Below are 13,138 nucleotides of genomic sequence, written 5' to 3'. Positions count from 1 at the left end.
AAAAAATATTTAACGAACTAAATATTTTTATTAAAGAAGGAATACCAATGACTAAAAATATCAACCTTGAACCTCAAAAACCCGAGCACAACTTTATTCTTGCAGCACTAGAACAAGATGAGCTTAATCGGTTGAGTAAAAACCTTGAGCCGGTGAATTTGAAATTGGGTGACGTACTTTACGGGCCAAATCAAAACATCACATCCGCCTTTTTTCCCACAACGAGCATTATTTCATTGCAGTATATTATGGATACCGGTGCCAGCGCCGAGTCCGCCGAGGTTGGCAATGAAGGTATGTTAGGCCTACCTATATTATTGGGTGGAAACACCACACCAAACACCGCCATAGTTCAAACAGCGGGCCACGCCTACCGCCTAGATCAAAATATATTAAAAGAAGAATTTAGCGCTGCTGGAAAAATGCAACGACTTTTATTGCGATACACCCAGGCAATGATGACGCAAATGTTTCAGACAGCGGTTTGTAACCGCCACCATACGGTGGAACAACAGCTTTGCCGCTGGTTATTGTTGACGGTAGATCGCATTCCGTCGGGGGAGTTACTAATGACGCAGGAATTAGTAGCTAATATGCTCGGTGTGCGCCGGGAAAGTGTTACAGAAGCTGCGAAAAACCTGCAAAATGCCGGCTGCATACGTTATCGGCGTGGTCACATATCCGTTTTAGATCGGCAAAAACTGGAACGCAGCGTCTGTGAATGCTATTCAGTAGTAAAAGAAGAGTTCCATCGGCTCATGTCGAGTGTACGTTAGCTGTGGACCGAAGTATTCGATTTATATCTTCTTATACAGCGCTCAAGGAAACGTTGAGCAATCATCTCCAAAAATTGGATTTGATCAACTATTTCAAATAATCAGGAAATTTTTCAAGTATCTTTTTCTTCTTGGGAGGAATCGAATACTGACAATAGGGATTTCCCGGATTTTTTTTGAAATACTCTTGATGGTAATCCTCAGCGGGGAAAAATGTTTCAAGCTCCTCAAGTTGAGTAACAATTTTATTTTGGAATATAGCCTGCCTATTGAGATCCATAATCAGTTGTTCTGCCACCTGCCGCTCTTCTTCACTGTTATAAAATATTACAGATCGGTATTGGCTCCCAATATCATTACCCTGCCTGTTCAAGGTGGTAGGGTCATGAATAGTAAAAAAGATCTTTAACAACTCTCCCAAACTGATCACCGAAGAATCGTAACTAACCTTCACTACTTCGGCGTGCCCTGAGTTACCCGTACAGATTTTCTCATAAGTGGGATGATCATCTTGCCCACCGGCATAACCAGACACAGCCGAATGAACACCAATAATGTTATTGAAAACTGATTCAATACACCAAAAACAACCACCACCAAGCACTATGTTCTGAATAGTCATTTATTTAACCCCTACTAACTCATGTTAGATCTTCAAATAAAAACGGTGCCCTCAGGCACCGCTTTTAGTTGGAACATCGGATTAGAACCAGCGGCTAATATTCAGCCGCTCCCACCATGTCATTAATAATCTATCCACTGCAGCTTGCGCTGCAAAACCCAACTTTTCAGGTAAGGATTTCTTGTAGGTAAATTCCACTTCAAAAATATCTGCAGTTTCCGCCTGGGCAAACAGGTATTCGTCGCTGGTTTGAATTTCATCAATCAGGTTAACATCTTTGGCGCGGCGCCCGAACCAAACTTCACCCGTTGCAACTTTGACTACATCAACTTGCGGGCGATGTTCACTGACAAATTCTTTGAACAACACATGTGTATCTTCCAGTTCCTCTACAAATTTAGCCCGACCTTTTTCGGTATTTTCTCCAAACATGGTCACGGTGCGCTTGTACTCGCCGGCCGTAAACATCTCATAATCTATGTCATTTTTCTTAAGCAATTTATGGAAATTTGGTAATTGTGCCACCACACCAATAGAACCCAGAATAGCAAAGGGTGCAGCGACAATTTTGTTGGCAACACAGGCCATCATATAGCCGCCACTGGCAGCGACTTTATCTACACAAATGGTGAGCGGGATATTTTTGTTAGTAATACGAATAAGCTGGCTGGAGGCCAAGCCATAGCTGTGCACCATACCGCCGCCGCTTTCAACTTTAACTACCACCTCGTCGGTTGGCTTGGCCAAGGTTAATACAGTGCTGATTTCTTCGCGCAAGCAATCCACTTCTGATGCTTTTATGTCCCCATAAAAATCGAGGACAAAAATACGTTTTTTATCAGCAGAGGTGGCCGCATCGGGAGTTGCTTCAGCTTTAGACTTTTCAGCGGACTTGGCTGCTTTTTTCTTTTCTGCCTTTTCTTCTTTTAGGCGTTTCTTTTCCGCTTTTTCAAATTCTTTATAAGCGTCGTCATCCATCATGGCATCACGTAATGTGTCACGCATGTGGTCAAATTTCTCATTGAGCTTGGTGACTTCTATATGACCTTTGTCCGACTTTTTATTACGACCACCCAGTGAAACCGCTAAAACCACCACAACCAATATGGCGGCCACAAAGGTTACTACCTTGGCAAGAAATAACCCGTATTCTGCTAAAAATTCCAAAAGATAACTCCATACAACTAGGTAAAGAACCGACACCATGCCGGTTCATCGTCAACACACTCGCTACTAAAAAACACTGACCGCATCGCGAGCCACCTGATTCACAGGGCGCGCGACCAAGCCGGTATTGGACAAGCTGATTTCAAATAACGCACCATCTTTCATCGGCAAATAAGTGGCTGAACCATAAACTGCATCCACCACCGGTAGCCATTCAGGATGATCATTAATTATTTGCCATACATCAACACCGTACAAACTCGGATGAACACTGTGTGCTGTGCGCTTTTCAGTAGTCTCTTGCTCAATATCATAATAACGGCCACTGAGCCGCTCCAAGCGATACGCCGGTTTTAAACCGAAACCAGCCAAATAACCTTTCCATTTAACAATACGCGCATCCAACTGCCACTGATCACCGCGCAACTCAACACGCTGTTCCCGACCATTTTTGTCGGAGAGCACCGCAAAGTAATGCTGCTCTTCAATTTTGTCAAAATTAATGGTCGCTACTGGCTGCTCTTGTAGGACTTGCTTGTAGCTGTACAAATCAAATGCCATCACCGCGACCACCGCGGCGACCCCAATCAAGAAAAACCCAAACAGACCGCGGCAAAAACCTACAAACCAGGAGTTTTGCCAAAGCATTTTCCCAGCCTTGTAAACAATAAAAATAGCAATCAAGGCAATAAAGAACGCGAGCAAGGTGAAAATCATAGGGAGCTACCTGTTTAGCGGCTAATTATTGTTGGTGGTTGAGGAGTTCTGCTGACGCTGGTGCACATAATGTGCAATGAGCTGCCCCGCTACACTAGCCTCTGCCGGGACAGTCGGCAACTCATCATAACGGAACCATTTGGCATCTATAATTTCTTTGGGGTCAACGTTTATGTCCCCGGATTCATAGGCGGCGAAGAAGCCCAACATCAATTGTGCAGGGAATGGCCAGGGTTGGCTGTGAAAGTAATGAAGCTCTCCAACGGTGATACCCACCTCCTCCATGACTTCACGGCGCACACAGTCTTCCACACTTTCGCCCGCCTCAACAAAACCTGCCAGGGTACTGTAAACAACCCGTGACGCACGCTGATGATGTGCGAGCAAAATTTCGTCGCCGCGAGTTACCAGCACAATCATGCAAGGTGAGATTCGCGGATAAAACCGTAAGCCGCAGTTCCCGCAACAGGTGGCCCTGTCAGCTTCATCTTGCTGTGTTGGACGGCCGCAGCGGCCACAGTATTGATGATCATAAAACCACTGCGCAATTTGCAGTGCGCGACCAGCCAACTGAAAATAGGCGGGCGATAAGATTTCCAGCTGTGAGCGCAACCCCAGCCATTCATAACCTTTCGGCAAATGGCCACCGTCAACAACCCTGACCCACAGATCCTCACCGGCAAGCAAACCTAAATAATGTTCACTGAGAATGGAAAGCTCGGGTAGCGCAGCGGTCTTTGCATCAGCTAATACTAATTTGCCCGCGCAACACAACAATAAATCACAACGCAGATTGCTCGAAGTGGCTACAAGAATAAAACGCCGGTTGCGAGTTGCAGCCGGCGCTATGTGGTTGGCATGAAATTCAAATGATGTGAGATCAAACTCAATGGACATAATTAGATGTTGTACCCAAGGGCCTGCAAACTTTCCTCAGCAATTTGCAGTACCGCTGTATCTGCATTTTTATTCAACTTGAGCGCATCCAGATAATACTCAAGGCTGATAACCGCATCGGCAAAGGTTTCAAGCAAATGCTGTACAGCAGGCTGCTGCTCCGCGGCCAATAAATCATCCTCCACAAAACGCATGCAACCGGCCAACACTTTCGCGGCACGCGACAAACCCAACACGAACATACCACCGCGCACCGAATCCAAAATGCCGGGAATATTGCGAATATGCCCCTTATCGTAATTGGACTCCGCAAATGCACTCAGCGCGCGTTTTACCGTCGCCAACCCAACTTCAGCTTCATCGATAACAATTTTTTCAGCTTCCGCGATTTGATTGTTAGTCATGGCCGCATCGCGCGATAAGGCATTAATTTGCGCTAATTTATCATCGGACAAATTGGCGTTATGCAAACCAGCGATTGTGCTTTCGACATACAACATGGTATCCGCCACCTGCAGCAATTGATCTGCAGTCACTGCACTGCGGCTCGCTTGCCATTGGGCGATTTTTTCAATTTCTTGCTTAAGGCTATTGCTGGGTGAAACCAAGCCAACTATTGATAAAATATCAGCGATTTTTTTCAGGGTTTCCAACAGCTCTGGAGAGTCATTCAGTAGCTCTGCCCCGCCTTGAGCCGCACGCTCCAAAATATTTTTGGTGCTATGTAACTCATCAGTCAATACAGTGACCATGGAGCTGATGGTGTTGGCGCTCGGGCCATTTAGGAATTCCATCTCGCGCGCCAATTCAGACTCGGTATAACCGATAGGCCCAACACCATAAGCCGCCAAAACGGCAATTGTGTGAGGTTGCTCTGAATGAGCAAGCGCCAAGAGGTACAACAATTCTTTTTGCAGCGACTGATCGACTTCGCGTTCAAGTACCGCTTTACCTTCAAACTGAAAACGTTTTATTTCGCGCTCAATTGCACTGAAAACCATTTTGCGACTTTTAGTAAGGCGCATATTTTTTTCGCCGATTGCCGCGAGTGTTGCACCACACAGCCACCAAAAATTGCTCAGCGCACTACCTGCCGCTGCAGCCTCAAGCCGCTGCAGTGCGCGAGTCATCATTGCCAATGATGGGTTTACTTGAACTGACTTGAGTACATTTAACAAAGCCGTTTGGTACATGTGACGCAAACGACGCACCAACACGCTCAAATCTTCTGGTAGCTGTTGTGCTGTAACTGTGAGGTGGCGATGGCATTTAACACTAGCCAAGCGGAAAAAGTAGCTTTCCGGTAGTGGTGTTGCTTTGCGCGCAACACGCAGCTCATTGATATGCGGGATAAGTAGCATCGCCATGCTGCGTGCTGTCTGCGAGCAATACTCAAGGTAGCGCGGCAGAATAAAAAAGCTGGAGGTCAACAGCTCCAGCTTGGCATCAGTTTTAGGGTCATCACCCAAGGTGATATCGGTGATATGGGTAACCAGTTCATCAGCCAGTAAATCCAAGCCACGCAGCTGAATCAAACTCAGGATACCGCGAATTTGCTTGATACCCTCAATGCAGTTTTGCAGCAATTCACCGTTATTCCGGTCCTGTGCAAATTGCTCCAAACGAACAGCGGATTGCTCAATAGTTGCAACCAACTCGTCCTGAACCATTTTTAGTGAAGCAAGATTTAAGGTTTCTGTTGTGCTCACGATAACTTCCTGGCATTGATCTATTTTAATGGGGCCGAGCAACGCAGGCTGCTTGCCGCTATCTACTCGTATCCGGGTAGATTGACTCTATACCATGTTTGGCGCTATTTCACCGTGGCGGCCTAAATAAGCACTAGCCAAACCTGAGACTGCCGAATATTTCTCATTTGCATATCCGGTGTTGCTTATTATCTGGACAGCGGGGAATGCTGAAGCGTTATTCCCGCAACCACACACAGTTATCGCCACTGGCCTTGGCAATGGCTGCCAGTTTCTGTTGATGCAACTCCAACTCATCAGCGCTCGCCATTATTACAGGCAGGCTTTTCCGTTGCGCAGAAAGCCGGCGCAATTGATTTTGATCATCACCACCATCTTCTTTTGATTGGTTGCCACCGAGAGATAACGCCGTCTGGCCGCCCGTCATCAATAAATAGACATCAGCCAAAATCTCGGCGTCAAGCAAAGCGCCGTGTAATTCACGCTGCGAGTTGTCTACGCCGTAACGCTTACAAAGCGCATCCAAATTGTTCTTTTGGCCTGGATGTTTGGCGCGCGCCATTAATAAGGTATCAACCACATGGCAGCGCTCAGCAATTGAGCCAAACCCTGGGCGCAACATATTTAATTCGTAATTGATAAAGCCGATATCAAACGCGGCATTGTGTATCACCAACTCGGCATCGCCGACAAAGTTCAAAAAATCGTCCGCAATACGCGCAAACACAGGCTTATCTGCCAGCATTGCATTACTAATACCGTGCACCGCTTGCGCGCCCGCATCAATTTCCCGCTCGGGATTTATATACTGATGGTAGTGACGACCGGTCAACCGGCGGTTGAATAGTTCAACGCAGCCTATTTCGATAATCCTGTGCCCCTGGGATGTTTCCAGGCCGGTAGTTTCGGTATCCAATACAATTTGACGCATTTAGCTTTAACCTATTTTTCTTGAGTTCACTGGAGCTGTTATCGGGGAGTGGCATTTTTCACCGCGAAACCGGTGCGCAAACGATTATGTACTGCAGGGCCGAGAATACGCGTAACTGCCAAACCACGCAGTGGGCGATATTGTTGCCACGCTGGTTTGATGGGCGTTAACGGAATGTGATCCTTGCGTGCAACCACCAAATAAAAGCCACCCCAAGGCAAGCGCAGTCTTTTACCCCAGCGATCCAGCCATTGCAAATATTTCATCGCACCCTCATTGGGTACTGGCGGGCGATAAAAGCCCTGATAGACCGCAACGGCTTCCATATCCACCAGTGCAAGCCAGTCGAGCAAGCGCCCCTTGCGCAAATACTGGAAACGCCAGCGAGGCTTGGCGGTAAAAAAACGCAACAGGCTGGCGCAACATCCCCACAAGCTCCAAGGGTTAAAACCCACCACCAGCAAATGTCCGCGCGGGATTACCACACGTGCGGCCTCACGCAATAAATGGTGAGGGCTTTGGCTGTAATCCAGCGCGTGATGCAAAATTACCGCATCAATTGATTCGGCCGCCAGTGGCAAGTGATTGAAATCCGCCAGCGCGCCGATGGCGGGTGTGGTGGATTCGCTTTTAGGATGCAATAAAAACCGGTGTGAAATGCGACTCTCACCCGATAACTCAACGCGACCACTCACACCCAGTTGTAGCAAGTGGTAACCAAATACACACTGCAATGCATCATCAATAACCAGCCGCTCCTGCTGGAGCAAGGAGCGCCCTAGTGGCGACTCGAACCAGTCCGACAAATCGACAATAGATTCACGCATCGGCAATACACCAAAGCGTTTTTTCCACATCACCGATAAACGCATCATCAATCGGTGCGGTACTTTTTTGATCTTATTGTCCATTCACTAACCTCACTTGCAGGCATTAGTTACTCCTGTAAAAAACGCCGCCCCAAACAGATTGAATCAATTTACCACAAGCGCACGCACGGCAGAGCAATTGGCCGATTAGCCCTGATGGTTTGATGGGCGTAGAATTTACCCACAGTGAAGCGGAGACCTACCAAGTGATAACAATCACACCCATTGCAGCGCTAGAAAATAATTATTTCTGGGTAATAAGACCTGATATTCATCAACCTTTTGTTTATCTGGTCGATCCGGGGGATGCGGCGCCGGTAATTGATTATTTACAAAAGCACGAATTGCAGCCAAAGGCCATATTAGTAACCCACCGTCACCATGATCACATCGACGGGATTAATGAACTACTCCAACATTGGCCAGTACCGGTATTCGGCCCCGACTCGCCGGCAATCTCTCAAGTCACCCACAAACTGAAAGATGGAGATCGACTTAAGCTGCCGCCATTGGAGTTTAACGTAATAGGTGTACCTGGGCACACGGTTGAACATATCGCCTATTACCTTCCATCCACTGACCAAAGTGATAATACCGCCCCCAAACTTCCGGCCATTTTTTGCGGCGATGCACTATTTGCGGCAGGTTGCGGCCGAATGTTCGATGGCCCGGCCGATGTTATGTGGGCATCACTTTGTCGGCTGGCTGCGCTACCTGATAACACCCAAGTCTACTGTGCACACGAATATACGCTAGCAAACCTGGCCTTTGCCAAGGCAGTAGAACCCGACAACCCGGAAATTGCCGCGCGTTATGAAGCAATTAAGATCTTACGCAGCAACAATGGCATTAGCTTACCAACCAATATTTTGCTTGAAAAACGAACGAATCCGTTTTTACGCTGTCAAGAATCTGGCATTAAAAACTTCATTTGTAACCGAGAAAACCGGGTTGTGAAGGATGAAGTCGAGATATTTGCCTTACTTCGTAAAGCAAAAGATAACTGGCCGCAAAGGTAATTACTCTCGAATCTGGCATCAAAACCAGCTCTCAATACAGCTGTGACGTACCCCTGTTATTCCAGATTAGACATTGACCGGTAAGTATTGAGCCCCTAGAATCCGAAATCCGCAGCCCCAAGGAGGGCAAAGGCAATCACTAAATAGCAGCAATTCAACCAATTTATAGGATGAATAACCTAAAGATTTGTCAATTGCTGCTTTAATAAACAGGCTTTAACACGTGTGAAAACCCTATACCAACAAGCGTATAGAAAACTAAACACCACAAAAGCACCTAGCAAAAAGTGACCCTATGAGTAAACCGCGCCCTCTTATTCGATTGTCCACCAGTTTATTGCTCACCGCGACCCTACTGGTAACTGGCTGTAGCAGCCTTCCCGATAAAAATCAGGAAACTGCAGAAGCTAAAACCAAAACGGTAAAAAAATCGACCGAAAAGCATGCCGTAAAAAAACCGACCGAAACAATAGAAGCCACAAATCTGTGGGATGACATTATTAAAGGTTATGGACTGCCAACCGTTAGCGATGAAAAAGTTAACAAAAATTTGCGCTGGCTCGCAAACAATCAACGTTATCTGGATCGGGTAACCCAACAGAGCCGCCCCTACCTGCACTATGTAGCCAGCCAATTAAAAGCCAACGATTTACCCTTGGAGCTTGCACTCCTTCCCATCGTAGAAAGCGCTTACGACCCTTTTGCATCCTCCCCCAGTCGCGCCCTGGGAATATGGCAATTCATGCCTCAAACTGGCCGCAATTTTGGCCTTACTCAAAACCACTGGTATGACGGCAGAAGAGACATAGTTGCCTCAACAGATGCAGCCGTCCGCTACCTCAAGCGCTTGAACACTATGTTTAATGGCGATTGGTTTTTAGCTGTCGCCGCTTATAACGCTGGTGAAGGCACTGTGCGCAGAGCCATTGAACGAAATCGCAAGCAAGGAAAAGGCACTGACTTCTGGTCATTACCCCTATCACAGCAAACACAGTCCTATGTGCCGCAGTTGATTGCACTCTCCAAGGTTGTCGCCAACCCGGCTAAATACGATCTTGAATTAGCAGCCATACCAAACAACCCCTACTTCACCACTGTCAATGTAAGCACTCCTGTAGATTTGGCACAGGCAGCACGCATGGCAGAGATAGATCCAAAAGAATTGCGTAACCTCAATGCAGGCTATAACCGTTGGATTACAAACCCATCGGGTCCACATCAGCTTTTGGTACCCGTGGCAGATGCTGCGCAGTTCACCCTAACACTCGACAAGCTCCCCCAAATTAAGCCCATGCAAATTGCTGGTGATTACAAAGTGAAATCCGGCGATACCTTGGGTGCACTGGCCAAACGCTACGGCACCAGCGTTGCTGCCATCCAAGCGGCCAACAATCTCAAGTCTACGAATTTAAGAGTCGGTCAAAGCCTGAGCATTCCCGGCCAAACACCGGTTAATTCTCCTTATGCGATTCAAGCCGAGCAGGAAATTGCCCAACGCAATCAAAAAAATACCGGCATTCATTACACCGTTAAGTCTGGTGACAGTTTTTGGACTATTGCAAAAAGCCACAACACCAGTGTTAAAAACCTGCTGCAATGGAATGATTTGAGTGCAAACGCCAAACTCAAGCCAGGCCAAAAGTTACTGATTGCCGACAAGGCGATAGCACAGAAAGATGGCAATAAAATCACTTACCAAATAAAAAGTGGTGACACACTGAATAAGATCGCCAACAAATTCTCTGTATCTAAACAAGACATTCTGAGCTGGAACAAAGTGAAAAATGAAAGCTATATTCACCCTGGTCAAGAATTAACTATTTTCTTATCTGCCAAAAATTAATTGTAAAAACCAAATCAACACCCAATAAAAAAGCCGCAATTTGAAATTGCGGCTTTTTTATTGGGTCATAGGTTATTTACTATTCCTTTAATAATTCTTCGGCAGCATTAACAAGGAAGATATAACTAGCAGCCAGATTAACGACATACTCATTTTGCCCCCAAAAGAAAGGCCAATCCTCATGATTCTCAGGGTAATCAGGCTTGAGCACAAGAATACCCGGCACTATCCCACCCGAAATAAATGAGAAGTCAGCGCGATTCATGCCGTAAGCTACTTCCTTACTGCGAGTACCCACATTAGATACAAGCGATAGGTTATGCGCAGGATGCGTGCCATACAGGAAGTTTAATCCCTGCAATACCGACTCACGACTAACCACATCCGGGAATGCCTTGTGAATATAATAATTATTCAACGCATGACGAATCACTGCACCACTGCCAGCCCAACCACCTTCAGTAATAGGTACGGCGAAAGGATTTTTTGATTCTATTTCCTTCAGCTGTTCACGGTAAGCCAATGCTTTGTTGTTCAAAACCAATTTAAAATTGGCATTCATATGGGGAATAGCTCGAATAAACCAGGAGGCATTAAACGCAAACTCAACTTCACCCAAAAGCTTCTCAATTGCTTGAACGTATTTAGCTTCGCCAGTGGTGATTAATAATTCCGTTGCTGCTTTAAGTTTTTCATGCTCAAGTTTGCCACCGGTAGTATTACCGTGTTTAAACAAGTCCGGCTGCGCTTTGGCGGCCTCATCTGCCCAGACCTTTTTTGCCGTTGCCAAAGATTCTTTGGCAAGCTCATCATTGAATCCTGTTAACGCACGGCTCGCAGCTGCAAGCGCAGCAGCAGAACCATAATTTAACGAAGAGGATTTACTGGTGAATGCCCAGCGGTCATCAAATTTGCCGCTTTTAAAGCCGTCAGTTTCCAGCTCACCCATTTTGGGATCGTAAATTAAATTATCTGTTTTGGTGATGCCATCGCCCAAGTGGTGATACTGGTCAATATGCGCTTCTACAATACCGGGAATTGCGTGGCCGATTGCACGGTGTTGCGCAATCAACGCCAGTGTTCCGTGTTCGATTTGTTGCAATACATCGGGCTTGCCATCCGCAGTATGAAGATCAACAAATTTTCTGGCGTAGTCGACACTGGTGGTATCACGTTTCAGGTCGAAGGTTTCCCACGCAGTGACGAGCGTATTCACCACGTCGTATTGCGTTTGGGTGCGAATATCGTAATCGCCCGCGTCATACCAACCACCGATATTTAAACCGGGAATATGTTCACCGGGTTTGTATTTTGTGTCGGTTGTTGGCCCCTGCGCATACAAATCAAAATGCCCAATGTTAACTGGCGCCTGCAAGGCATCGTCCAAATGCGATGCACCATGCCATATACGGTAGGATTCATTAACCGTTACGTGATCCATTTGCACCGGCAAATACATGTCCAATGTGGGGTGCCATGCGGCTTGATAAACCGCTTTATCAATGCGAAAGCTATGAGTTTCCTGCTTGCCATAAGTGATGGCATATAAACCCGGCGTTTGAATTTTACTGAAATCAAATTGGCGATATTCGTAACGCAAATATTTGCCCCAGCTTTTGGGTTTTTCAGTTAGCACTGTTTTGCGCGTGCCATCGGCATTAATTTTTACCAAACTCGCTTTGTGAACTTTTTTATCGCGCGCATCTAATTCAATCACCGCGACTTTTTTCTGTGCGGGATGGTAACCCACTTGCGAATGAGCAATCATAGGTTTGCGAATCCAATTTTTCACAGTCGCCGCATCAATTTGCCATTCGATTACCGCACCGGTTTTATTCGCCGGAATTTTACTGCGCACCACAAACCAACCGTTTTGCGCTTTGCCACGTCCATCATAAAGTTCGAGCGGTGCGCTGGCAGAACGAATACTTACACGGCGTTCATTATCTTCCGGAGCAAATACCAAATGCTGCCCTTGCGCGAGCGCAATGGGGTCAGCTTTACCATTAATTTCTTTTAAACCTGTGGGATAAACAGGAAAACCACCGGCAGTGTCATCCATCAAAAATGACTTATGGAAATAAGCCGCTGGCAAAAACTCCAGATTAAACCCGGCTTTGCCTTCAAGGGATTTTGGTAGCGGTTTTGGCAAGTTAACAGTTAAGCGCACACCTTCAGCGTTTTTAGTAACTTTGATAGAAAAATCAAACTGTTGATCGGGATAATGCAGAAACGCTTCAATGGATTGATCGGCATGATTCACTTTTCGCTCTTTGAACATGGGCGTCATATCCCACTGCTCCGGCGTCGCATTCAAGCGCACATCACCGTTAGTAACGGTGCGCTCACCGTGATGAATTAGTTCAACACCGCTGGTTTTGGAATCACTAAAAAGTCCGTCATACCAATTGCTAAACACCAGCACATTCAAGCCGGGTTTTTCGAAATAGTCTTTGTCGTTGAGAGTAAGGTCGTCTTTTGCCTGAACCGGCAAAGTGAGAGAAATAAATAAAACGGCGAGCAAACCTCGCCATTGACCGAGTTGATATGCCATGTGAATCTCCAGTTTATTATTAGCAGAAGACTTA

Annotated in this window: 11 protein-coding genes; 3 read left to right on the top strand and 8 right to left on the bottom strand. The window is 46.4% G+C overall.

Features of this window, described 5'->3' with window-relative positions:
- The first annotated feature begins 47 nt into the window (after window positions 1-47).
- The gene (locus O59_RS07475; protein ID WP_007641157.1) at window positions 48-776 is read left to right on the top strand and encodes a Crp/Fnr family transcriptional regulator; all 729 of its coding nucleotides are present in this window, start codon (window positions 48-50) and stop codon (window positions 774-776) included.
- Window positions 777-864: 88 nt separating this feature from the next.
- On the opposite strand, the gene msrA is transcribed toward O59_RS07475, so the two are convergent.
- The 7 genes from msrA to O59_RS07440 form a co-directional block, all read right to left on the bottom strand.
- Complete coding sequence (gene msrA, locus O59_RS07470) at window positions 865-1,398, bottom strand: peptide-methionine (S)-S-oxide reductase MsrA (protein ID WP_007641155.1); 534 nt, start codon at window positions 1,396-1,398, stop codon at window positions 865-867.
- Window positions 1,399-1,479: 81 nt separating this feature from the next.
- Complete coding sequence (gene sohB, locus O59_RS07465; RefSeq protein WP_007641153.1) at window positions 1,480-2,565, bottom strand: protease SohB; 1,086 nt, start codon at window positions 2,563-2,565, stop codon at window positions 1,480-1,482.
- Between the two features lie 66 nt (window positions 2,566-2,631).
- The gene (locus O59_RS07460) at window positions 2,632-3,282 is read right to left on the bottom strand and encodes a hypothetical protein (RefSeq protein ID WP_007641151.1); all 651 of its coding nucleotides are present in this window, start codon (window positions 3,280-3,282) and stop codon (window positions 2,632-2,634) included.
- Window positions 3,283-3,303: 21 nt separating this feature from the next.
- Window positions 3,304-4,179: an NAD(+) diphosphatase gene (nudC, locus tag O59_RS07455; protein WP_007641149.1), complete on the bottom strand. Its 876-nt coding sequence runs from the start codon at window positions 4,177-4,179 to the stop codon at window positions 3,304-3,306.
- Window positions 4,180-4,181: 2 nt separating this feature from the next.
- Window positions 4,182-5,888, bottom strand: a complete 1,707-nt coding sequence (locus O59_RS07450) for a hypothetical protein (RefSeq protein WP_040391696.1) — start codon at window positions 5,886-5,888, stop codon at window positions 4,182-4,184.
- A gap of 217 nt (window positions 5,889-6,105) precedes the next feature.
- Window positions 6,106-6,819, bottom strand: a complete 714-nt coding sequence (gene dnaQ / locus O59_RS07445) for a DNA polymerase III subunit epsilon (protein WP_007641147.1) — start codon at window positions 6,817-6,819, stop codon at window positions 6,106-6,108.
- Between the two features lie 38 nt (window positions 6,820-6,857).
- Window positions 6,858-7,730, bottom strand: a complete 873-nt coding sequence (locus O59_RS07440; protein ID WP_007641146.1) for a methyltransferase domain-containing protein — start codon at window positions 7,728-7,730, stop codon at window positions 6,858-6,860.
- Between the two features lie 122 nt (window positions 7,731-7,852).
- On the opposite strand from O59_RS07440, the gene gloB reads away from it, so the two are divergent.
- Window positions 7,853-8,707 carry a hydroxyacylglutathione hydrolase gene (gloB, locus tag O59_RS07435; RefSeq protein WP_007641145.1) on the top strand — a complete coding sequence of 285 codons (855 nt, stop codon included), beginning with the start codon at window positions 7,853-7,855 and terminating at the stop codon, window positions 8,705-8,707.
- A 295-nt stretch (window positions 8,708-9,002) separates the two neighbouring features.
- Window positions 9,003-10,550, top strand: coding sequence for a LysM peptidoglycan-binding domain-containing protein (locus tag O59_RS07430; RefSeq protein ID WP_007641144.1), 1,548 nt, complete (start codon window positions 9,003-9,005; stop codon window positions 10,548-10,550).
- Between the two features lie 79 nt (window positions 10,551-10,629).
- Here O59_RS07430 and O59_RS07425 read toward each other — a convergent pair whose 3' ends face one another.
- Entirely contained in the window at window positions 10,630-13,104 is a 2,475-nt protein-coding gene (locus O59_RS07425; RefSeq protein WP_007641143.1) for a glycoside hydrolase family 9 protein, read from the bottom strand.
- Window positions 13,105-13,138 lie beyond the last annotated feature (34 nt).

The sequence above is a fragment of the Cellvibrio sp. BR genome (assembly GCF_000263355.1).
Lineage (GTDB): Bacteria > Pseudomonadota > Gammaproteobacteria > Pseudomonadales > Cellvibrionaceae > Cellvibrio.
This window is presented reverse-complemented; position numbering and strand designations above follow the sequence as displayed.

Excerpts from the sequence above, each read along its gene's own strand:
- O59_RS07475 (WP_007641157.1), top strand. The coding sequence starts at position 48 with ATGACTAAAAATATCAACCTTGAACCTCAAAAACCCGAGCACAACTTT.
- msrA (WP_007641155.1), bottom strand. The coding sequence starts at position 1,398 with ATGACTATTCAGAACATAGTGCTTGGTGGTGGTTGTTTTTGGTGTATT.
- O59_RS07460 (WP_007641151.1), bottom strand. The coding sequence starts at position 3,282 with ATGATTTTCACCTTGCTCGCGTTCTTTATTGCCTTGATTGCTATTTTT.
- nudC (WP_007641149.1), bottom strand. The coding sequence starts at position 4,179 with ATGTCCATTGAGTTTGATCTCACATCATTTGAATTTCATGCCAACCAC.
- dnaQ (WP_007641147.1), bottom strand. The coding sequence starts at position 6,819 with ATGCGTCAAATTGTATTGGATACCGAAACTACCGGCCTGGAAACATCC.
- O59_RS07440 (WP_007641146.1), bottom strand. The coding sequence starts at position 7,730 with ATGGACAATAAGATCAAAAAAGTACCGCACCGATTGATGATGCGTTTA.
- gloB (WP_007641145.1), top strand. The coding sequence starts at position 7,853 with ATGGGCGTAGAATTTACCCACAGTGAAGCGGAGACCTACCAAGTGATA.
- O59_RS07430 (WP_007641144.1), top strand. The coding sequence starts at position 9,003 with ATGAGTAAACCGCGCCCTCTTATTCGATTGTCCACCAGTTTATTGCTC.
- O59_RS07425 (WP_007641143.1), bottom strand. The coding sequence starts at position 13,104 with ATGGCATATCAACTCGGTCAATGGCGAGGTTTGCTCGCCGTTTTATTT.